Origin of the sequence: Microbacterium sp. OVT16B, assembly GCF_019969705.1 — a bacterium.
In the GTDB taxonomy this organism is placed as follows: domain Bacteria; phylum Actinomycetota; class Actinomycetes; order Actinomycetales; family Microbacteriaceae; genus Microbacterium; species Microbacterium natoriense.
Window position 1 is genome coordinate 1346474 of the sequence record NZ_JAHXZA010000001.1, and the last position, 21638, is coordinate 1368111.

Genomic DNA, 21638 nt, shown 5'->3' on the forward strand with positions numbered 1-21638 from the left:
CGATGTTTCGTCGTGCCCCACAGGTCCGGGTGGGATCAGCACATCAGAACGTGATCCACTCCGTCCGGGTGGTCACGGCGTCCAGAGCGTCCGCGTGCGGCGTCACGCCGATGCCGGCGCCGGTCGGCACGCGGAGCGCGCCGTTCTCGACGACGAACGGATCGGTGATGTCACTCGAGTAGTAGCGGCCGGACCCCGACGTGTCTCCGGGGAGGGTGAAGCCGGGGAGGGCGGCGAGGGCGACGTTGGCGGCGCGGCCGATGCCCGTCTCCAGCATCCCTCCGCACCACACGGGGATGTCGTTCGCCACGCAGACGTCGTGGATGCGGCGGGCCTCCAGGTAGCCGCCGACCCGGCCCGGCTTGATGTTCACGATCGAGCAGGCGCCGAGGGCGATCGCGTCCGCAGCGGCCCTGGCCGACACGATCGACTCGTCCAGGCAGATCGGGGTCGTCATGGCCTCGGCGAGCTGGGCGTGACCGATCAGGTCCTCCTCGTCGAGGGGCTGCTCGATCAGGAGGAGATCGAACGGGTCCAGTCGGGCGAGGTGCCGCGCATCCCCACGGTGGTACGCGGTGTTCGCGTCGACCTGCAGCAGCACGTCGTCGCCGAAGCGCTCCCGCACGGCGCGCACCGGCTCGATGTCCCAGCCGGGCTCGATCTTCAGCTTGATGCGGACGTAGCCCTCGTCGATGTACCCGCCCACGGCATCCAGCAGCTCGGGGATCGAATCCATGATGCCGACCGAGACGCCGCAGTCGACGGCGTCTCGCACCGCGCCCAGCTCCCGCGACAGCGGAACGCCCTTCGCCCGCAGCTCGGCGTCGAGGATCGCCAGCTCGACGGCCGCCTTGGACATCCGGTGGCCCTTGAACTTCGCCAGCGTCGGCGCCACGGCGTTCGCGTCGAGGTCCTTCACCTGAGCCAGCGCGGGCAGGAGGAAGCGCGTGATCACGTCGACGCTCGCCCCGACGTACTCCGAGGAGTAGAGCGGGTTGTTCATCGCCACGCCCTCGCCCCAGCCCTCGGCCTCGTCGGTGACGGCGCGCACGATCAGCGCCTCGCGCACCGTCTGCACGCCGAACGAGGTGCGGAAGGGCGACACCAGCGGCATCTCGATGACGCGGAGCTCGAATCCGGTGAGCTTCATTGCAGTTCTCCTCTGTCGATGGTGTAGGTGCCTGTGCGATCGAAGGAGAGCACGCGCGCTCCGTCGTCGAGCAGATCTCCGAGGGTGTCGCGCAGCGCGAGACGCCAGTGCGTCGCGTGCTCGGGAGCGGTCACCCGCAGCGCCTCGATGTCGCGGGGGAGCGAGACCCGCACGAAGCGCGCCCCGGTCGGATGCCGCACGGGGTCCTGGTCGTCTCCGACGGTGAGCAGGGGCTCGCCCTCCGGGGCGGAGGCGGAGTCCCGCGAGGATTCGCCCCGGCAGGCCGCGGCGACCCGCGGATCGTGCACGTACCAGGTGACGAGCATCCGGTCGGTGTCGTCGTCGCCGTTGAGGGCGTCGCTCATGTGGCCGTAGAAGTTGCGGTGGTACGCGGTCGGCGTCGCGGCGAGCTTGACGAGGTTGAAGTACGCGTTCCTGCTGATCAGCGGGTCGAAGGTCCAGGAGATCTCGTCGAGCTGCTCGTCGATCGCCCAGGAGCGCTGGTGGACCTTGAGGGCGAAGCCGACGCTGCGGCCGCGCATGCGCTGCGAGACGCCCGCGATGTGACTGTGCAGCGCACGCCGCTCCGGGGCGGCGAAGAAGCCGAAGCACGCGCCGACGAGCTCGTCGCCGTCGAATGCCCCTCCGACGTAGCTGCCCGACTTCGACAGCGCGCGCAGGGTCTCCACGTTCACCGGCATCCGATCACCGCCTGCGCTCCAGATGCTCTGGAAGAGCGCGGCGACCTGCGCGAACTCGGTCACCGTCGAGAGGAGGCGGATCTCGACGCCCGCGGCGTCGGCGGCGGCCCTCGCGAGGTCGGCGGCCTCGTCGCGCGCGGACCTCTGTGCGACGTCGTCCGTCATGGTCATGCCCCTTCTCCAGCCAGGACCTCGACGACGAGCGTCTCGAGGAGGGCGAGCCGCTGGGCGATCATGTCGACCTCGACGTGCTCGTCGTCGGCGTGGGCTCCTCCGCCGACGGCACCGAGACCGTCCAGGGTGGGCACGCCCAGCCCCGCCGTGAAGTTCCCGTCTGACGCGCCGCCCACGGCGACTCCGTCGAACGGGGTCAGGTCCAGGCGCTCCGCGATGTCGCGGGCGCGGGCGAAGAGCGCGGCCGAGGAGGAGGTCTCCATCGGAGGTCGGTTCGGCCCGCCGTCGACGCGGACGAGCGCGCCGGGAGTGCGCGGAAGGAGGGCGCGCATCGCGGCCTCGACCCTGTCCTGCTCCGCGACGGTCCGCACGCGCACGTCGACCGCGAACTCCGCATCGGCCGGCACCGTGTTGGTCGTGCTCCCCGAGCGCAGGAGCGTGGGGGTCACCGTCGTGCCGGCATCCGCGTCGCCCAGCGCCGCGACGGCGAGGACGAGACGCGCGGCCTCGATCGAGGCGTTCACGCCGCGCTCCGGTTCGAGACCCGCATGGGCCGCGCGACCGGTGACGACGACGCGGTACAGCGACACCCCCTTGCGGGCGATCTTGAGATGACCGCCCTCGGCCGCGGCTTCGAGCACGAGCACGGCGGAGCACCGGTCGGCCTCGGCCGTGATGAGCTCCTTCGACGTCGGCGAGCCGAGCTCCTCGTCACCCGTGATGAGGATGCTCACCCCGTCGCGGTCGGGCAGCGCGGCCACCGCGTGCAGGGCCATCGCCACACCCGTCTTCATGTCGAAGCAGCCGGGGCCGCGCAGGACGCCGTCGCGCACCGCGAACGGGTGCGTCTCCAGCGAGCCCACCGGCCAGACCGTGTCGTGGTGTCCGAGCAGGAGAACCCGCGGCTCGCCGAAGCGCCAGCGCAGATGCGTCCTGCCGTCGATCACGATGCGCTCGGGGCCGACGCCCAGCACTCGTTCTCCGAGGGCGGCGACGACCTCGGCGCTGCGGGCCACGGCATCCAGGTCTCCCGAGGGCGACTCGCACCGGATCAGCTCCTCGACGTCGGCGATCAGCCGGTCGATGCCGACGACCTCTCCGACGCTCATCACGAGACCTTCGGCGCCGCGCGGACACCGTAGTGCATGTACTGCTCACCCGTGGCGAGGCGGTAGAAGACGACGGAGTTCCACGCCTGCATCCCCTCGGGGCGGAGCACGAACTCGTTCTCCCTGACCGGCACGAGCGGGTGCTCCTGCACGGGGTCGGGGAGGAGCGCGGCGAGGGGCCCGGTGATCGTGGTGCGCAGCCGCACGCCGTCCTCGGATGCGAAGACCTCGGAACGGACCCCCTCGCGATCGTAGGTGCCGAGCAGCTCGGAGACATCGGCGTCATAGGGCTCCTGCGGCGGAGCCTGCTCCGCGGGCAGATGCACGTCGGCGACCTCCGAGAAGATCTCCTCGTAGAGCTCGAGGTAGAGGTCGTGCGCGTTGCCGCCGTTCGTCAGCAGCGTGACGGCGACCCCCTCGTCGGGCAGGACACGCAGGAACGCGGACTGTCCGATCGTGTTGCCGTCGTGACCGTAGAGCCTGCGGCCGCTCCAGTCGAAGAGGATCCAGCCGACGCCCCACGCATCGCCCAGCGTGTAGGGGTTCGGCACGTCGACCTCGCGCTGCTGCATGCGCTCCACGCTCGCGGCGGAGAGCACACGGGTGCCGTCGGCGGCGAGCCCGCCGGTGAGGTGCAGTCGCGCGAACGCGAGCACGTCGGCCGTCGTGGAGCAGACGAGACCCGCGGGGCCCATCGCCCGCGGCAGCATCCACGCGGGGGCGACCTGCGGGCCGTCCTCGCCGATCTCGGTGTGCCCGACGGCCGCGCTGTGCAGCAGCACATCCTCGGGGAGGGTCGCCGAGTGGGTGAGCCCGAGCGGGGTGATCACCAGATCCTTCAGCGCCTGGTCCCACGTCGTGCCGGTGATCTTCTCGATCACACGGCCGGCGAGCACGAAGCCCGAGTTGCAGTACGACATCGTCGCGCCGATCGGGTGGTTCTGGGCGACTCCGTCGAGCAGCGCGACGTACTTCTCGAGCGTGTCGTCGCCTCGCCCGGTGTCGGTGAACACGTCTCCGTCGATGCCGCTGGTGTGGTTCAGCAGGTGCCGCATGGTGACCGTGCGGGTGATGTCGTCGTCGGACGAGCGGAACTCGGGGACGTACTCCACGACCGGACGGTCGAGGTCGAGGCGTCCCTCGTCGACGAGCTTCATGGCCGCCGTCGCCGTCCACACCTTGGTCATCGAGCCGATCTGGAACAGCGAGTCGTCGGTGACGGCGACCCCCGTGCGGGCGTTCAGGATGCCGTGATGCGCGTAGACCGGATCCTCGCCGAGGCGGAGGATGCCGAGGGTCGCTCCGGGGACCTTGTGCGCGGCGGCGAGGACGCTGAGCCGCTGCTGCCAGTGCCGGGCGTCGAGCCGAGCGCGGCCGCGGACTCCGGCGGCGGGGGCGTACTGCTCGACCCAGTCGATGAGCCGCTGCGAGAAGTCGGCGCGGTGGGATGGCGGGCCCGACAGCGGGAACAGGTGAGCACCGCCGGGGTAGAGCACCAGGCGCGTGGGGACGTCTCGTTCGCGCAGGGCGGCGAACCACTGCTCGGCCTGTCCGACGGGGCAGCGCTCGTCGGCTGCACCGTGCAGGATCAGGGTCGGGGTGACGACCCTGTCGACGTGCGCGTACGGGGACTGCGCCGAGATGCGCTCCTCGTCGCGCCAGGGGAGTCCGCCGTTCTCCTTCGCGGAGAGGTAGTGGCCGACGTCGGAGGTGCCGCCCATCGAGAAGAGGTCGGTGACGACGCCGCCGGCGACGGCAGCCGCGAAGCGATCGTCGCGGGAGGTGAGGTAGCAGGTCATGAAGCCGCCGTAGCTGTAGCCGGTGACGGCGAGGCGGGCGGGGTCGGCCACACCCTCGGCGACCAGCTGGTCGATCGGCTCCAGGAAGTCGTTCGCGTCGCGCACGCCCCACCCTCCGGACACGGCGGAGAAGAACGCATCGCCGTAGCCGTCGCTGCCGCGCGGGTTGATCGTGAGGATCGCCCAGCCGCGCTGCGCGAGCACCAGGTGGTACGGGTGGGTCAGATCCGCGGCGCCGTTCCAGGCGTTGTGGGGGCCGCCGTGCACATCCAGCAGCAGCGGCACCGGGCCCTCGGCATCCGGGTCCCGTCGCAGCCAGCCGGTGACCACGGTGCCGTCGGAGATGGCGAACCGGCGCTCCTCGGCGGGGAGCACGGGCAGGTCGGTCGTGCCGTAGGACGTGAGGGTGCGGATCCCCCCGTCGGCGATGTCGACGACGGCCACGTCGCCGAAGGAGTCCGGCGTCGCAAGCACGATCGCCGCGGTCGGACCCGCCACCGAGAGCCCGGAGACGTTCGCGGTGCCGCCCACGAGGGGACGGATGCCGGAGCCGTCGACGGCGACCCGGTACAGGTGGGTGTACCCGTTGTCGCGCAGGCAGAACACGAGCGTCTCGTCGTCGGAGAACCGGGGCATGCCGCCCGGGTAGCCCGGCCCGCCGGGCATCACGTTGCGGTCGACCGACGAGGTCAGGTCGACCGCTGACCCGCCGCCGACGGGGAACAGGAGGAGACCGGCGTTGCCGACCGCGGTGTTCGTGCGTCCGACGGCGACGATGTGGAGCCCGTCGGGCGTCCAGCCGACCGCGCTCGCCTGGACGTCGTCGGCGCTGACCCGCACCGGGGCGCTGTTGGGGTCGGTCGAGGACGTGACGTGCACCTGGATCCGCATCGTCAGGTCGGCGTCGTCGTCGGGGGACGATGAGAAGGCGAGCCGGCCGCCGTCCGGCGACCAGAACGGGTCGGAGGCGTGAGCGTGACCGCGGGTGAGCGCGGTGACGGCGCCGGACTCCGCATCGACGACGTGCAGCTGCTGCACGAGCGTGCCCAGGTTCCCCGCGCCGTCCGCCTTGTAGCCGAGACGATCCGCGGCGCTCGGCGCCGAGCGCCTGGCGAGGATCGTCGCGGCGTCGTCACCGGGGAGCGCGGCGCTGTCGACCGGCGCGGCGAAGGCGAGCCTGGTGCCGTCGGGGCTCCACACCGGGGTTCCGGCGCCGAGCGGCAGGGTCGTCAGGCCACGAGCCTCCCCACCGTCTGCGGGCAGGATCCAGAGCTGGGCCGGACCGTCCTGCGCACGCAGGAACGCGAGCTTCGATCCGTCGGGGCTCCACACGGGCGACGTGTCCGCGGTGCCGCGGGTCAGCCGGACGGGATCGCCTCCCGAGGCCGGCACCTGCCAGAGCGAGCGGGTGTAGCCGTCGGCTTCCCTGTCCGCGGTGCGCAGCACGTAGACGACGCGCGACCCGTCGGGGGAGAGGGCGGGCTGCTCCGGCGAGCTGATGGACAGGAGGTCGTCGACGGTGACGCGGGTCATGAGGGCTCCAATCGGAAGGTCAGTCCACTGTGTCCGCTGCGAGGGCGTGGCGTGTTGTGCCCGCGTCCGAAACAGCGGAGGTGCTTTGGGGTTCGGGCACAGTTCCGATCGGGAGGGTCGAATCCGTGCCGGCGAAGTGGCAGGCCGCGCCGTGCAGACCGTGGGGGCGCACGGGGGCCGACGCCAGACAGAGCTGACGGTCGGGGCGAGCGGCGGGCCCGATCGGGCAGCGCGGGTGGTACCGGCATCCGCTCGGCGGCGCATGCGGATCGGCGGGCTCGACGCCGATCGGGGCGAGGGGGTCGATCGCGAGCAGATCGCCTGTCCTGGTCGGCGCGGCCTGCAGCAGGTCCTTCGTGTACGGATGCTGCGGATCGGCGAGCACCTGCTCGGTGGGTCCGGTCTCGACGATCTGCCCGAGGTACATCACGGCGATGCGATCGCACAGGTAGCGCACCACGGCGAGGTTGTGGGAGATGAAGAGCATCGTGAGGTCGAGCTCGCCCCGCAGCTCCCGCACGAGGTTGAGCACGGAGCCCTGCACCGACACGTCCAGAGCAGAGGTGATCTCGTCGGCGATGATCACCTCGGGGCGGGCCGCGAGAGCTCGGGCGAGGGCGATGCGCTGACGCTGCCCTCCGGACAGTGCAGCGGGCAGCGAGGAGGCGCGCTCCGGGTCGAGGCTCACCAGCTCGAGCAGCCGCGCGACCTCGGCGCGGCGCGCGGCGGGTCGACGAAGCTCGCGGGGGAGGGCCTCGGAGATCGACTCGCCGATCGTCATCCTCGGATCGAGAGACGAGAAGGGATCCTGGAACACCATCTGGATCGGCCGGCGCCGACGGAACCCGCGGACGTCGGCGCCGTCGAGGGTGATCGCGCCCTCGCTGATCGGGGCCAGTCCGATCGCCGCCCTGGCGAGGGTCGACTTGCCCGAACCGGACTCGCCGACCAGGCCGACGACCGATCCGGTCGGAACGACGAGGCTCACGTCGTCGACGGCCGTGAGACCCGACCGGTGCGAGCCGAAGCGCACGCTGACGTGGTCGAAGCGCAGTTCGCTCATCGGGTCGCCGCCTCTCGTTCGAGCCGCGGAGTCGCGGGGTCCTTCATGACCGGATGCCAGCACGCGACCCGGTGGCCGTCGGAGGCGACCGTCAGCTCCGGGTCGCTCTCGCGGCAGAGCGCGGATGCCATCGGGCAGCGATCCGCGAACGCGCACCCGGCGGGGAAGGCGCCGGGTGCGGGCGGTCGCCCTGGGATGGTCCGGAGGGGGATGTCGCGGTCGGTGTCGAGCTCCGGGATCACATCCAGGAGGGCACGGGTGTACGGATGCTGCGCATCGGAGTGCAGGACGCCGGCGGGGAGATCCTCCACGATGCGTCCGGCGTACATGACCAGCACGCGGTCGCACGTCTGCGCGACGACGGCGATGTCGTGGCTGATGAGCAGGATCGCGGCATCCGTGTCGCGCCGCACCGTGGCGAGCAGTTGCAGCACCTGGCGCTGGACGGTGACGTCGAGGGCCGTGGTCGGCTCGTCGGCGATGATGAGACGAGGGTGGTTCATCAGACCCATCGCGATCATCGCGCGCTGGCGCATGCCGCCGGAGAACTCGTGCGGGAACTGGCGCACCCGCCGCTCGGCCGCGGGCACGCGCACGGCCTGCAGCCGCTCCACCGCCCTGGCCATCGCCGCACGTCTGCTGAGGCCCTGATGCTCCGATGCGGCCTCCGCGAGCTGCGATCCGATCCGCCGCGTCGGGTTGAACGAGGTCATCGGGTCCTGGAACACCATGGCCAGCGACGTGCCGAGGAGTCCGCGGAGTGCGCGGTCGGGTGTCGTGAGCAGCGAGGTGCCGCAGAAGTCGAGGGCGGCCGCCGACACATGTCCCGGGGTCTCGATGAGCTTCGCGGCCGCGAGCGCCGTGAGGCTCTTGCCGGAGCCGGACTCGCCGACGACGCCGATCGCCTCGCCGCGGCGGATGTCGAAGGTCACGCCGCGCACCGGCGTGAGCCATCCGGCCGGGGAGGGGAAGGAGACGCGCAGGTCGTCGACGCGGAGCACCACTTCTTCGCCGTCGACCTGCGCGGGCACGGGGGCGCCGCTGCGGGCGACGAGGGGCAGTCGCGCACGGCGCCGGGCGGAGCGTCCGCCGAGCGCGGCGGCGGCGGTCTCGCCGAGGAGGTTGAAGGCGAGTCCGGCGATCACGACCGCGACCGCGGGGCCGAGTGCCGCGGCCGGGTTGAGGTAGATGCGGTTGAGGCCCTCTCCGAGCAGTCGGCCCCAGTCGTAGGCGGGGACCTGCACGCCGAGTCCGAGGAACGACAGCCCGGCGAAGGCGAGCAGGGCAGAGCCGGCGGCGACCGTGGCGTTCACGATGAGCGGCTCTCCGATGTTGGGGAGGATGTGCCTGATCAGGATCCGGAATCGGGAGACCCCCGCGACCTGCGCCGCGGAGATGAAGTCGCGACCGGCGATCGCCGAGGACAGCGTCTGGGTGAGGCGGGCGAAGCCCGGGGCCATCGCGAAGCCGATCGCGAGCACGGAGCCGGTCGTCCCGACGCCGAAGATCACGGCGAAGAACAGAGCGAGGAGGAGCCCGGGGAAGGCGACGGCGATGTTCACGAACCCGGCGATCGGGCGGCCGGCCCATCGGGGGAGCACGGACGGGGCCGTCCCCAGGATCGCGCCGATGGTCACGCCGATGACGACGGCGATGACGGCCAGGAGCACGGACAGCCGCGTGGCGACCATGACCCTGGCGAGCACGTCGCGGCCCAGGGCGTCTGTGCCGAGGAGATGGGCGGCGCTGGGACCCTGCGTGATGGCGGTGGGGTCGACCTGCTCCGCCTGCGCGCCCCAGAGGAGCGGGGCGAGGATCGCGGTCAGTGCGACGAGGGTCACGAGGGCGAGGGAGGTGATCCCCAGGGGCGAGCGGACGATGCCCGCCCAGACGGTGCGCGCGGACATCAGGCCTCCCGGATGGTGGAGCGAGGATCGAGGATCGCGAGGATGACGTCGATCACGAGGTTCACGAGCAGCACGCCGATGCCGTAGACGAGCACGATGCCCTGGACGACCGAGTAGTCCTTCGACAGGATCGACTGCACGATCATGGTGCCCAGTCCCGGCCACGCGAACACGTTCTCCACGAGCACGGTGCCGGCGACCATCCCCGTCAGCAGGAGACCGGTGAGCGTGAGCGTCGCGGTCATCGCGTTGGGGAGGGCGTGGCGGGAGTAGATGCGATGAGGGGCCAGCCGCTTGGCCCTCGCGGTGCGGATGAAGTCCTGACCGAGCACGGAGAGCACCTCCACGCGGATGATCCGCGAGAACACGGCGATCGGTCCGAGCGCGAGCGCCACGATCGGGAGCACGAGAGCGAACGGCGCCGTGTTGCCCGCGACCGGGAACCAGCCGAGGGAGACGGCGAAGATGTAGACGAGCCCGACCGCGAGCAGGAACTCCGGGATGGCCGCGAGCACGACGCTGCCGGTCGCGAAGCCCAGCTCGAGGCCGCGTCGTCGGCCGCCGCGCGTGGCGACGGCCATCGTCACGCCGAGCGGGACCGAGACGAGCAGGACGAGAAGGACGGCGAGGATCGCCAGCTGGAGGGTCGCGGGCAGACGGGTGGAGATGATCTCGGAGACCGGCTGGCTCGTGAGCATCGACGAGCCCATGTCTCCCGTGAACAGTCCGCCGATGTAGCGGACGTACTGCACGGCGAGGGGCTGGTCGAGGCCGAGCGCCGCGCGGCGCGCCTCGACCAGCTCGACGGGGGCGTTCATCCCCAGCGCCGCGCGCACCGGGTCGCCGGGGACCAGGTGGATCATGAGGAAGGCAGCCGTGACCAGCACCCACACCGAGAGGATGAACTGTCCTCCGCGACGGACCAGGAAGGACACCCACGGGTTGTCCGACCGTGCGGATCTGATCAGGATCGCCTGAGTGGTGGTGGTGCTGGCCATCGGCTGCTTCCGGTCCTTACTCGTACATGCGGATCGACGTGGGGTCGATGCCGTCGCCCTCGGTGAACGTCGCCTTGTTCGCGAAGGTCGAGCGCACGATGTTCGCGTAGGGGACGACGCTCGTCGTGGAGAACAGCGCCTGCTCGGCCGCGCCCCAGTCGTCGCATCCGTCTGCGCCGGCCTTCTGCGCCGCGGCGGTGACCGCTGCCGTGTACTCGGGGTTGTCGACGCCGGCGAAGTTCGTGCCGTTCGGCGGCGTGGGGCCCGAGTAGAAGGGAACGAGCATGCTCGGCAGTGCCACGGTGAGGGGTGCGGCCGAGACGTCCCAGTCGCCGGTGGAGAACAGGGTCTCGCTGAGCTTCGGGGAGTCGACCGCGGTGACGGTGAGCGAGACGCCCAGCTCCTTCCAGGTCGACTGGATGAGCTCGGCGGCGGCGTTGCCGGCGTCGCCGAACAGCGAGGGGTAGATCATCCGCAGCTCCAGCGGGGCGCCGTCCTTGCTGCGGACGCCGTCGGCGCCGAGCGTCCAGCCCGCGTCGTCGAGGGCTGCGGCAGCCGCCTTCGCGTCGAACTTCGGCAGGAAGCCGCTCACCACATCGGCGCGGCAGGGATTCGGCGAGACCGTGACGAGGCCGGTGGGCACCGTGCCCTCGCCGCCGGTGAGCACCTTGCGGAGCTGGTCGAGGTCGAGTGACTCGACCAGTGCCTCGCGCACGGCCTGGTCGGCGGTGGGGCGGCCCTCGTTCTGGTTGAAGACGAGTTGTCCGCCCGGCGTCGGGATCTCGGTGTGGAACAGGCCCGCATCCTGCAGTCTCTTCTTGTCAGGGCCGAGCACGAGCGCCGCGTTCACCTCGCCGGAGAGCACGAGGTTCACCGATGTCGTCTCGTTCGGCACGACGCGGAACACGACCTCGTCGGGGAGCCCCTTCTGGTCGGGGTCCCAGTCGCCGGGGCCCCAGGTGAAGTCCTTGCGGCGGGTGAGGGTGTACTGGCTGTTCGGGACGATCTCGCCCATCGTGAACATCCCGGTCGACCCCTCGCCGGCGGCGAGAGCCTTCGGGTCGTCGATCACGGAGCCGCAGACGATGGAGATGCTGCCGATGTTCTCCACGAGGAACGCATCGGGGCGCCCGCTGGTGACGGTCACGGTGCGCGCGTCGTCGTCGCCCGTCGCGGTCGTGCCCGGCTGCACCTGAAGGCCGATCAGCGGTGAGCCGTTGGCCGGGTCGGTGATGTGCGTGATGTTCGCCGCGACGTCGGATGCCGTGAGCGGGGTGCCGTCCTCACAGGTGAGACCCTCGCGGAGGGTGAAGACGGCCTGGGTGGTGTCCGACTCCCACTTCTCGGCGAGGCCGGAGACGACGCTGCCGTCTTCGAGCACCTCGACGAGCCGCCCGTAGAGGAACCGGTCGATGGAGCGGGCGACCGACATCACCGTGACGAACGGATCGAGACTGCCGGGGTCGGTCGAGATGACCGAGGTGAACGTCTTGCCGTCGACGAGGGTGCCGGAGCTCCCTCCGCCGCCGGTGTTCGCGCCGGCGGCGCACGAGGTGAGGGCGAGGGCCGTCACGCTCAACAGCGCGACCAGCGGGGTACGAGAACGCATCAGAAGCCTCCAGCAGTGAGTCGGGTGAGGTGTGGGGGGACAGAGGTGACGACGGTCAGTCCGCGAGTCCGCGCAGGTGCTCGACCGCGGCCAGCGCCGCACGGCCGATCGACGCGTCGACGAGTGGCTGACGGTCGGCGAGGGTGTCGGCGAGCGTGAACACGGCGACGGCGAACTGCCGTCCGTCGGGGTAGGCCACGACGCCGGCCTCGTTGCGCCAGCGGGGCAGCGTGCCCGTCTTGGCCGCGATCTGCACCCCGTTCGGGAATCCGGACGAGAGCCGGTGCGGCCAGATCTGCTGCGCCATGATCGTGCGCGCCTGCTCGCACGCGGATGCCGGAGCCGCCGCATCCGTCCAGAGGGCGGTGAGAAGCGTGGTCACGTCCCGCGGCGTCGAGTGGGACGTGCGAGGGGGGTCGAGGGCGCGCAGTGCGAGCAGGTCCTCCGCGGAGGCCGAGAGGAGCAGCTCGTCGAGGTCGTCATCGGGCGAGCCGCCCAGGTCCTCCACCACCGAGGCGAACAGGTCTTCGCAGCAGCCGATGAGGGCCGTGCGATCGAGACCGAGGTCGGAGATCACGCGGTCGACGGCGTCGCCGCCGAGGCGGTGGTAGATGACGTCGGTGGCGGCGTTGTCGCTCATCGTCATCATCAGGAGGGCGAGGTCGCGCCAGCTGGCCTCCACATCGTCGGCGAACCCTGCGGTCCCGACGCCGCCGATGCGGTACCGCGCCGTCACGGTGGTGCGCGCGGTCTGGTCGAGCGCGCCCGCGGCGACGTCACGGACGAAGGCCGTGAGCACGAGGATCTTGAACACGGAGGCGAGCGCGACGGGGTCGTCCGACCCGACGCCGACCTCCGGACCGTCCTCGACGCCGATCTCGCGGGCGTGCAGGAAGCCTCGGGCTCCGGCATCCGCGAAGATCCGGGCGATGTCGGCCTCCACCGCGGTGGAAGCCGTCGCCGCGGGCGCGGCGCTCACGCGTCGATCCGACGGTCGGCGCGGCCGGTGTGCAGGTAGAGAGCGCGACCCTCTCCGTCGTCTCCGACGAAGGCGTGGGGCATGTGCATGCCGTGCTGCGGTTCGCGCGGGAGCAGGCTGTCGCCGCTCCACCCGACGAGCTCGACGGGCTCGGGTGCGGGGCCGAGCTCGGCGAAGATGCCCTTCATCGTGCGCTCGAGCCAGATCCGTCCGTCGTCGTCGACGCTCACGACCGAATCCGAGACCGACGACGAGTACGTGCCGAGGATGCGATCGAGGTCCACCTCGACGGGGGAGGCGGGGACCTCGGGGAGGGCGGGCATCGTGACCCCGGCGAGGGCGCTGAGCACCTTCGCGGTGATGGTCTGGTACGCCTCGACCGCGCGTCCTCCGTTGGTGAGGATCGCCACGGCCACTCCGGCCGACGGGACGATGCGCAGGAAGGCGCTCTGTCCGATCGTGCCGCCGTCGTGTCCGATGACCGGTGCACCGTCCCAGTCGAAGAGCTCCCAGCCCAGGCCCCATGCGTCGCCGAGGACGCCGAGGTCGGGCAGCTCGACCTGCTGCTCCTGCATGGCGCGCGTGCTCTGCTCGGAGAGCACGCGGGTGCCGTCGGCGGCGACCCCTCCCTCGATGTGCATGCGGGCGTAGCCGAGCAGGTCGCGCGGCGTCATGGCGAGCATGGAGCCCGCCGGTGCGTTCGAGCGGACCAGGCTCCAGACCGGGGCGGGGACGGGCTCGTCGCCGTCGCCGGAGGGGACGTGGCCGAGTGCGGCGCGGAACATGATCGCCTCCGGCGCCGAGGTGGCGACGTGCGTGAGCCCGAGCGGGGCGATCAGGTGGGTGCGGAGGGCCTGGTCGAAGGGCATGCCGCGCAGCACCTCGATGATGCGGCCGAGCACGACGAATCCGGCGTTGTTGTACGAGAAGCGCTCACCGGGTGCGAACAGCTGCGGCGCATCGGCGATGGTCGCCAGGTACTTCTCGACGGCGTCGTCGCCGACCCCGGTGTCGTTGAACAGGTCGCCCTCGAAGCCGCTCACGTGGCTGAGCAGCTGCCGGGCGGTGATCGCCGAGGCGGCGGCGGCGTCGGCGATGGCAAACTCCGGCACGACGTCGCGCACGGGGGCGTCGAGGTCGAGCAGGCCGTCGTCGACCAGCTGCATGATGAGCGTCGCCGTCCAGGTCTTCGTGATCGAGCCGATCTGGAAGACCGAGTCGTCATCGGCTTCGACTCCGGTGTTCCGGTTCAGGATGCCGGCCGACGTCGTGAAGATCTCGCCTCCGGCGAGGACTCCCACGGATGCGGCGGGGATGTGCGCGTCGGCGATCAGGGCGGGAAGGTTGTCCCGCAGCCAGACGCCGATCTCGTTCAGGTCGGACATGTGCGCTCCTCTTCATCGAGTGCGCCGTCGATCGGGGTGCGACGGCGATGGGCCGAGACTATTCGCGTGTGCGGAGACGCCGTTGGTCGGCGGCGACGAGACTTGCCGGGAGCTTGGTGCTCGCGGACGAAGCCCCGCGGATCACCGTCGTCGCACGGCGCGGAGTCCGATGTGCAGCAGGTCGGGGCCGCCCTCCGCGGCATCGAGCAGCCGACCGACGGCGACGCCCTCGTCGGTCACGAGCGCCCGGTCCTCGCGGACGCCCAGTCGCAGCGGCGGACGCGGCGGGATGCCGAGGGCGGCGATGTCCTCGCGCAGCACCATCGTGAACTCCAGCGCGTCTCCCACCCGCGTGACGTCGTAGTGCCACTGGCCGGCGTCGTACCGCCCGACCGTCTCGTCGAGCGCATCGATGGTGCGCTGGTCGAGCGGCGTCTTCTCCGGAGCGATCCCGCGGAGGTGCTCGAAGCACCAGTCGATGACCCTGGTCCCGAGGGCCTTGCCCGCGCCGCTGTTGGTGAGCACGGTGATCGCGAGATCCTGGTCCGGGGCCATCACGAACTCGCTGAGCTGGGTGTCGGCGATGTTGCCGCCGTGCATCACGAGCCGGGCGGAGCCGTGGTGTGAGAGGAGCCAGGGGAAGCCGATCGCGTCGACCGGCGGACCGGCGCTGAGCTGCGGCTGCTGCATCCGGAGCCTGGTCGCCTCGCTCACGGGCGGAGTGCCCTCGCTCTCCCCGCGCATCTGGAACCGCGCATAGCGCAGCTGATCGCCCACGGAGGAGACGAGCCCGCCCTCGGGGTCGATGTCGCGGGTGATCGGCCACTGGCCGAGGGGGGAGACGGTGCCGTCCTCCGCCGTGACGTGGCCGAGCGCGTGGGGGCGGGCGATCACCTCCCACGGGAAGAAGAAGGTGTCGGCCATCCCGAGGGGATCGAGGACGACGCGTCGCACGGCCTGCTCGAACGGTTCGCCCGCGACGACCTCGACGATGCGCCCCAGAAGGCGGATCCCGGCGTTGCTGTACGACGCGATCGTGCCGGGGGCGAAGAACTGGGGGAGCTCGGCGAAGCTCGCGACGTTGCGGGCGAGGGAGTCGGCATCCCAACCAGGCTGCTCGTCGGCATCGCCGAGGAATCCGCCGGAGTGGGTGAGGAGGTGTCGGACGCGCAGGGCGTCGAGGGCCGCGGCATCGCCGAGGCGGAAGTCGGGGAGGAGGTCGATCACACGGGCGTCCAGGTCGAGAAGCCCGTCGTCGACGAGGCGCATCGCCGCCGTGCCGGTGAACGTCTTCGACGTCGAGCCGATCTGGAACAGGGTGCGCGCGGTGACCGGCGCACCCGTCTCGGTGGAGGCGACGCCCGTGACGGCGATGAGCTCGTCGTCGCCGTCGAGCACGCCGACGACGGCCCCCGGCACGCCGAGTTCGGCGGCGGTGGCGTCCAGGAAGGACTGCAGGTCTTCGGTCATCATGCGTCTCCTCGTATCGCGCGACCGGGGAAGGCATCGGTCACGATCTCTCCGGCGTGCACGACGGGGATGCCGTGCACGTACAGCTGCCGCACGCCCTGGGAGGGCCGCGTGGGATCGGCGTAGGTGGCGCGATCGGTGATCGTCACGGGGTCGATCACGACGACGTCGGCGTCGGCGCCGACGGCGAGATGTCCCTTGCCGCGCATGGCGGACGAGACCTCATCGAGGACCCGCGCCGGAAGGTAGGAGCAGCGTCGGAAGGCCTCGACCCAGGTCCAGGTCTCGGATTCCCTGACCATGAGGCGCAGGGACTTCGCGAAGGTGCCCGCCGTGCGCGGGTGCGTGTGACCGCCGGGAGGCAGCGGCCACTCCCGCTGCTCGTACGCGGTCGGGGCGCCGGCGGTGCTGGTCCAGGACACGGGCATGGCGTCGCTCGCGACGATCGAGTCGGGGTAGGCGAGGGCTCGGTGCAGATGCGCGCGGTCGAGCGGATCGGCCTCGTCGAGGAAGGTGACGATGCACGTGGCGCCGGGGTCGGCGGCGCGCACCTCGCGGAGGCGCGTCTCGTCGGCGATGCGCTCGCCGGTGTCGACCAGGACGAGCGAGCTCGGCGTGATGCCGAGTCCCCGCAGCTTCTCGGGGGCGAGGAAGAACGCGCCGATCGCGGTGCTTCCCGCGCCGTACGGGTACGCCTCGACGGTCACGCGCGACCCTGCCGCACGGCTGCGATCGAGGAGCGCGAGCACGCGGTCGACGTGCCGCAGGGACGTGCTGTTCACATGGCAGTGGTGCATGGCCGCGCCGGTCTCGGCGGCGGCGCGCACGAGCTCCTCCGACCCGTCGATCGGTGTCGCCGGATCGGCCTCGATGAGCTCGCGGACGTGCGTGAAGGTGGGGGCGTGCGCCGCCGCCGCCAGGCGGGAGAGCGCGAGGTACTCGTCCGGATCGGAGCGGGGCGCGTAGCCCATGAGGACTCCGATGCCGAGGGCCCCGGCGGCCAGCTCGCCCTCCAGCAGGCCGAGCCAACGCGTGCGCTCGGGGGCGCTCGACGATCGCTGCCACTCGCCGTTGCCGAGCAGGTCCATCGACGCGGTGAAGTCGGCGACGGGGACGCGGTCGAGGTGCGCGAACGCCCTCGCCTGCGCCCAGGATGCCGAGAAGCCGTAGTTCAGCGGGCGACCGTCGGCCGCGGCCCTGGCCATCGCCTCGGCCACCGGCATGAGGCCGGCCTCGAGGTCGAGCGCGGTGGTCACGCCGTCCATCGCCTGCAGCCGCTGTCCGGCGATGGAGTGGACGTGGCTGTGCAGGTCGACGAAGCCGGGGCCGACGATCAGCCCGCGGACGTCGACGACCGCGGTGCCGGGGGGAGCGATCAGATCGACGCCCACGGCGGCGATGCGTCCGTCGGACATGAGGAGGTCGGCGATCCGGTCGGCGCCGGTCTTCGGGTCGATGACCCGGCCGCCGCGCAGCAGTGTGTTCACGCGCCCAGCGTGGCATCACGGGTGCGGAGGAGTCCGGTGCGGGGGTACGAAATCAGACGGGTCATCCGGTACCGGAGCACAAGCCGCGCACCCGCCGCGCAGCTCGGAGGTGCGCCGGAGGGCGGGGAGAGACATAATGGGGACGATAGATGTGACCGTGCACATGCGAGGAGGCTGTGATGTCGACGGCCTCAGAGCGCGCACGGATGCCCAGCATCCGCGACGTCGCCCGGTTGGCAGGGGTCTCGCACCAGACCGTCTCCCGGGTTCTCAACGATCATCCGAGCATCCGTCCGGAGACCAAGGCCAAGGTCCTCGACGCGATCTCCGTGCTCGACTACCGGCCCAATCTCGCGGCCAGGGCGCTCGTGACGAGCAAGTCCAACATGCTCGGCATCCTGTCGGCGACGGTGGGGGAGTTCGGTCCCACCTCGTCGATCGTGGGGATCGAGGATGCCGCGCGCGAGGAGGGGTACTCGGTCTCGACGCTGAACCTCTCGGCCACCACGCCGGAGGCGATCGGCAATGCGCTGCGACAGCTGTCGCGGGAGCAGGTCGACGGCATCGTGGTGCTCGCCCCGCAGGTGCGGGTGTTCCATGTCCTGCGCGGCATGACCGTCGACATGCCCTTCGTGACGCTGCAGACGGCGTCCGGATCCGACGGCGTCAGCCACTCCGCAGACCAGGTCGCGGGAGCCAGGGCGGCCACGGAGCACCTCATATCCCTCGGGCACACCGACATCCTCCATCTGGCCGGGCCGCAGGACTGGATCGAGGCGGAGTCGCGCATGAGGGGCTACCTCGATGCGCTGAGGGAGGCCGATCTGCCCACGTTCCCGCCGATCCGCGGCGACTGGACGGCGGACTTCGGCTTCTTCGCAGGTCAGGAGCTGTCGCGGCGCCGGGACTTCACCGGGATCTTCGCGGCCAACGACCAGATGGCGATCGGCCTCATGCACGGCTTCCGGGTCGCGGGTGTGCGGGTGCCGGAGGACGTGAGCGTCGTCGGCTTCGATGACATTCCGGTCGCGGCACATGTCGCCCCGTCGCTGACGACGGTGCATCAGGACTTCCCCGAGCTGGGCAGGAGAGCCGTGCGGATCCTGCTCGCTCAGATCCGCGGTGAGGCGGTGCCGGAGTTCGGCGCGCTGCAGACGATGCTGCGTCCGCGGGAGTCGTCCGCGCCGCGATAAGGGCACGATTCGATCACGGGCTTGACACTGCCCCGTGGAGAGTGGACCATATAAACCAATGTGAACGGTCACATGGAAGATGACCGCAAAGGCGCGAGGAAGATCCGTGAGCACCACAGCAACGTTGCCGGTCGTGTCAGGCCCGATCCTGGAGATGCGAGACATCACCAAGGAGTTCCCGGGCGTCAAGGCACTGTCCGACGTGTCGATCACCGTCCGCGCGGGAGAGATCCACGCGATCTGCGGTGAGAACGGCGCGGGAAAGTCCACCCTCATGAAGGTCCTCTCGGGTGTGTACCCGTACGGCACCTACGACGGCGACATCCTGCTCTACGGGCAGGAGCAGCGCTTCAAGGACATCGCCGCGAGCGAGCAGGCCGGCATCGTGATCATCCACCAGGAGCTCGCGCTGATCCCGGAGCTGTCCGTCACCGAGAACATCTTCCTCGGCAATGAGATCCGCAGCTTCGGGCGCATCGACTGGCAGGCGCAGAAGCAGCGTGCGATCGAGCTGCTCGCCAGGGTCGGCCTCGACGAAGACCCCGACGCGCCGATCAAGACCCTCGGCGTCGGCAAGCAGCAGCTCATCGAGATCGCGAAGGCGCTCAACAAGGACGTCAAGCTGCTCATCCTCGACGAGCCCACCGCCGCGCTCAACGAGAACGACTCGCAGCACCTGCTCGACCTGATCCTCGGCCTCAAGGCCAAGGGGATCGCGTCGATCATGATCAGCCACAAGCTCAACGAGATCGAGCAGATCGCCGACGAGATCACGATCATCCGCGATGGACGCACGGTCGAGACCCTCGACATCTCCCGCGGGGAGATCAACGAGGACCGCATCATCCGCGGCATGGTGGGCCGCTCGCTGGAGAGCCGCTACCCCGACCGTGAGCCCGAGATCGGCGAGGTGTTCTTCGAGGTCAAGGACTGGTGGGTGCAGCATCCGACGGTCTCCGAGCGCATGGTCGTGAAGGGCTCGAGCCTCAACGTCCGCCGCGGCGAGGTCGTCGGCATCGCCGGCCTCATGGGTGCAGGACGCACCGAGCTCGCGATGAGCATCTTCGGACGCTCGTACGGCACGTTCCTCTCCGGCACGATCGTGAAGGACGGCAAGGAGATCGAGCTGCCCGACGTGGCGTCGGCCATCAAGCACGGTCTCGCATACGTGAGCGAGGACCGCAAGGTGCTCGGGCTCAACCTGCTCGACACGATCAAGCGCTCGGTCGTCGCCGCGAAGCTCTCGAAGATCGCGAAGCGCGGGGTCGTCGACTCGCGGGCCGAGTTCGCGATCGCCGAGGACTACCGCAAGGCGCTGCGCATCAAGACCCCGTCGGTCGAGGAGGGCGTCGGCAAGCTGTCCGGCGGCAACCAGCAGAAGGTCGTGCTGGCGAAGTGGATGTTCACCGACCCCGACCTGCTGATCCTCGACGAGCCGACGCGAGGCATCGACGTCGGCGCGAAGTACGAGATCTACGCGATCATCAACCAGCTCGCCGCGCAGGGCAAGGGCGTCATCGTCATCTCCAGCGAGCTCCCCGAGCTGCTCGGCATCTCCGACCGCATCTACACCGTTTTCGAAGGTCGGGTCACCGACTGCATCCCGGCCGACCAGGCGACACCCGAGGCTCTCATGCGCAGCATGACCTCCACGAACCAGAAGGCATCCGCATGAGTACCGATCTCACTCCTACGAAGCGCCCGTTCCACTTCGGCGACATCACGAAGATGTTCGGCGGCGGACAGTCCACCCTCCGCCAGTTCGGCATCCTCGGCAGCCTGATCGTGATCCTGGTGTTCTTCCAGATCCTGACCTGGCTCGCGAAGGGGACGGGGCTCACCCTGTCGCCCGAGAACCTGATCAACGTCGTCAACCAGTACTCCTACATCCTGATCCTCGCGATCGGCATGGTGATGGTCATCATCATGGGGCACATCGATCTGTCCGTCGGCTCGGTCGCGGCCTTCACCGGCATCATCGTCGCGAAGGCGATGACCGAGTGGAGCCTGCCGTGGCCGCTCGCGATCGTGCTCGGCATCGGGGTCGGCGTGGTCGTCGGCGCCTGGCAGGGCTTCTGGGTCGCGTACGTCGGGGTGCCGGCGTTCATCGTGACGCTGGCCGGCATGCTGCTCTTCCGCGGCGCGAACCAGTTCATCGGCCAGTCCACGACGATCCCCGTGCCTCCGGAGTTCCGTGTGATCGGCGCCGGCTACCTGCCCGAGGTCGCTCTGCCCGTCCCGTTCAACGTGCCGACCATGATCCTCGCGATCCTCGGCGCCGGATGGATCGTGTTCTGGGAGATCCGCACCCGCCGCGTGCAGAAGAAGATGGGCTCTGACTCCGCGCCCCTGTGGGTGAGCGTCGTCAAGGTCGTCGTGCTCTCCGCCGTCATCCTCGTCGCAGGCTGGCTGTTCGCCACCGGGCGCCCCGGCACGAGCTTCCCGGTGTCGGGTGTCATCCTGCTCGTGCTGGTCATCCTGTACTCGTTCGTCACGAACAGCACGGTGTTCGGCCGTCACATCTACGCGGTCGGCGGCAACCGGCAGGCAGCCCGCCTGTCGGGTGTCAAGGACCGCTGGGTCGACTTCTTCGTGATGATGAACATGTCCGTGCTCGCCTCGCTCGCCGGAATGATCTACGTCGCCCGCGCTGCGGCATCCGGACCTCAGGACGGCAACGGCTGGGAGCTCGACGCGATCGCCTCGGTGTTCATCGGTGGCGCCGCGGTGTCGGGAGGCATCGGCACGGTGATCGGATCGATCATCGGTGGTCTGGTCATGGCGTTCCTGAACAACGGACTCGCCCTCATGGGCGCCGGCGCCGACCTCGTGTCGATGATCAAGGGCCTCGTACTGCTGTTCGCCGTCGGTGTCGACGTGTGGAACAAGCGGCAGGGACGCCCCTCCGTGACGGGGTTCATCATGCGCAACATCGGTCGCAAGAACGATCCGGGCAGCGCGACCTTCGACCCCACTCAGACCTATCAGGCCCCCGCCGTCGAGAAGACGAGCGGAAAGTAGGCGGATGCTGCACGCGCCGCCCGCGTGCATCATCTGTCCCTCACCACAGAAAGAGATCAC

General features: G+C 70.4%; 15 protein-coding genes. 3 read left to right on the plus strand and 12 right to left on the minus strand.

The annotated features are described in order from the left end of the window. Positions 1-43: 43 nt before the first annotated feature. The 12 genes from menC to LC438_RS06390 form a co-directional block, all read right to left on the minus strand. On the minus strand, positions 44-1150 hold the full coding sequence (menC, locus tag LC438_RS06335) for an o-succinylbenzoate synthase (protein ID WP_105672282.1): 1107 nt from the start codon (positions 1148-1150) through the stop codon (positions 44-46). Further along, entirely contained in the window at positions 1147-2022 is an 876-nt protein-coding gene (locus LC438_RS06340) for a GNAT family N-acetyltransferase (protein WP_223586123.1), read from the minus strand. Before LC438_RS06340 ends, menC begins: the two co-directional genes overlap by 4 nt. Then, complete coding sequence (locus LC438_RS06345) at positions 2019-3134, minus strand: M20 family metallopeptidase (protein ID WP_223586124.1); 1116 nt, start codon at positions 3132-3134, stop codon at positions 2019-2021. Before LC438_RS06345 ends, LC438_RS06340 begins: the two co-directional genes overlap by 4 nt. After that, positions 3134-6466: a serine hydrolase gene (locus tag LC438_RS06350; protein WP_223586125.1), complete on the minus strand. Its 3333-nt coding sequence runs from the start codon at positions 6464-6466 to the stop codon at positions 3134-3136. Before LC438_RS06350 ends, LC438_RS06345 begins: the two co-directional genes overlap by 1 nt. Before the next feature lie 19 nt (positions 6467-6485). Then, positions 6486-7529, minus strand: coding sequence for an ABC transporter ATP-binding protein (locus LC438_RS06355; protein ID WP_223586126.1), 1044 nt, complete (start codon positions 7527-7529; stop codon positions 6486-6488). Further along, positions 7526-9436, minus strand: coding sequence for a dipeptide/oligopeptide/nickel ABC transporter permease/ATP-binding protein (locus tag LC438_RS06360; RefSeq protein WP_223586127.1), 1911 nt, complete (start codon positions 9434-9436; stop codon positions 7526-7528). Before LC438_RS06360 ends, LC438_RS06355 begins: the two co-directional genes overlap by 4 nt. Beyond that, the gene (locus LC438_RS06365) at positions 9436-10434 is read right to left on the minus strand and encodes an ABC transporter permease (RefSeq protein WP_105672278.1); all 999 of its coding nucleotides are present in this window, start codon (positions 10432-10434) and stop codon (positions 9436-9438) included. The genes LC438_RS06360 and LC438_RS06365 overlap by 1 nt, the downstream gene beginning before the upstream one ends. A gap of 16 nt (positions 10435-10450) precedes the next feature. Then, a complete protein-coding gene (locus LC438_RS06370; protein ID WP_223586128.1) occupies positions 10451-12043 on the minus strand; it encodes an ABC transporter substrate-binding protein in 1593 nt (530 codons plus the stop codon). A 55-nt stretch (positions 12044-12098) separates the two neighbouring features. Further along, entirely contained in the window at positions 12099-13022 is a 924-nt protein-coding gene (locus LC438_RS06375; protein WP_223586129.1) for a serine hydrolase, read from the minus strand. After that, the gene (locus LC438_RS06380; RefSeq protein ID WP_105672275.1) at positions 13019-14407 is read right to left on the minus strand and encodes a serine hydrolase; all 1389 of its coding nucleotides are present in this window, start codon (positions 14405-14407) and stop codon (positions 13019-13021) included. Before LC438_RS06380 ends, LC438_RS06375 begins: the two co-directional genes overlap by 4 nt. Positions 14408-14548: 141 nt before the next feature. Next, a complete protein-coding gene (locus tag LC438_RS06385) occupies positions 14549-15880 on the minus strand; it encodes a serine hydrolase (protein ID WP_223586130.1) in 1332 nt (443 codons plus the stop codon). After that, positions 15877-17364: an amidohydrolase family protein gene (locus LC438_RS06390; RefSeq protein WP_223586131.1), complete on the minus strand. Its 1488-nt coding sequence runs from the start codon at positions 17362-17364 to the stop codon at positions 15877-15879. The genes LC438_RS06385 and LC438_RS06390 overlap by 4 nt, the downstream gene beginning before the upstream one ends. Before the next feature lie 179 nt (positions 17365-17543). Here LC438_RS06390 and LC438_RS06395 point away from each other — a divergent pair, with 179 nt between their 5' ends. From LC438_RS06395 to mmsB, 3 genes are all read left to right on the plus strand, one after another. Beyond that, positions 17544-18557 carry a LacI family DNA-binding transcriptional regulator gene (locus LC438_RS06395; protein ID WP_105672272.1) on the plus strand — a complete coding sequence of 338 codons (1014 nt, stop codon included), beginning with the start codon at positions 17544-17546 and terminating at the stop codon, positions 18555-18557. Between the two features lie 154 nt (positions 18558-18711). Further along, complete coding sequence (mmsA, locus tag LC438_RS06400; RefSeq protein ID WP_263294988.1) at positions 18712-20232, plus strand: multiple monosaccharide ABC transporter ATP-binding protein; 1521 nt, start codon at positions 18712-18714, stop codon at positions 20230-20232. Further along, positions 20229-21578, plus strand: coding sequence for a multiple monosaccharide ABC transporter permease (mmsB, locus tag LC438_RS06405; RefSeq protein WP_105672270.1), 1350 nt, complete (start codon positions 20229-20231; stop codon positions 21576-21578). Before mmsA ends, mmsB begins: the two co-directional genes overlap by 4 nt. Positions 21579-21638: the final 60 nt, after the last annotated feature.

What these genes read in the sequence shown, in the direction of transcription:
- menC (WP_105672282.1), bottom strand. Translation starts at nt 1,150, where the DNA reads ATGAAGCTCACCGGATTCGAGCTCCGCGTCATCGAGATGCCGCTGGTG.
- LC438_RS06340 (WP_223586123.1), bottom strand. Translation starts at nt 2,022, where the DNA reads ATGACCATGACGGACGACGTCGCACAGAGGTCCGCGCGCGACGAGGCC.
- LC438_RS06345 (WP_223586124.1), bottom strand. Translation starts at nt 3,134, where the DNA reads ATGAGCGTCGGAGAGGTCGTCGGCATCGACCGGCTGATCGCCGACGTC.
- LC438_RS06350 (WP_223586125.1), bottom strand. Translation starts at nt 6,466, where the DNA reads ATGACCCGCGTCACCGTCGACGACCTCCTGTCCATCAGCTCGCCGGAG.
- LC438_RS06355 (WP_223586126.1), bottom strand. Translation starts at nt 7,529, where the DNA reads ATGAGCGAACTGCGCTTCGACCACGTCAGCGTGCGCTTCGGCTCGCAC.
- LC438_RS06360 (WP_223586127.1), bottom strand. Translation starts at nt 9,436, where the DNA reads ATGTCCGCGCGCACCGTCTGGGCGGGCATCGTCCGCTCGCCCCTGGGG.
- LC438_RS06365 (WP_105672278.1), bottom strand. Translation starts at nt 10,434, where the DNA reads ATGGCCAGCACCACCACCACTCAGGCGATCCTGATCAGATCCGCACGG.
- LC438_RS06370 (WP_223586128.1), bottom strand. Translation starts at nt 12,043, where the DNA reads ATGCGTTCTCGTACCCCGCTGGTCGCGCTGTTGAGCGTGACGGCCCTC.
- LC438_RS06380 (WP_105672275.1), bottom strand. Translation starts at nt 14,407, where the DNA reads ATGTCCGACCTGAACGAGATCGGCGTCTGGCTGCGGGACAACCTTCCC.
- LC438_RS06385 (WP_223586130.1), bottom strand. Translation starts at nt 15,880, where the DNA reads ATGATGACCGAAGACCTGCAGTCCTTCCTGGACGCCACCGCCGCCGAA.
- LC438_RS06395 (WP_105672272.1), top strand. Translation starts at nt 17,544, where the DNA reads ATGTCGACGGCCTCAGAGCGCGCACGGATGCCCAGCATCCGCGACGTC.
- mmsA (WP_263294988.1), top strand. Translation starts at nt 18,712, where the DNA reads ATGCGAGACATCACCAAGGAGTTCCCGGGCGTCAAGGCACTGTCCGAC.
- mmsB (WP_105672270.1), top strand. Translation starts at nt 20,229, where the DNA reads ATGAGTACCGATCTCACTCCTACGAAGCGCCCGTTCCACTTCGGCGAC.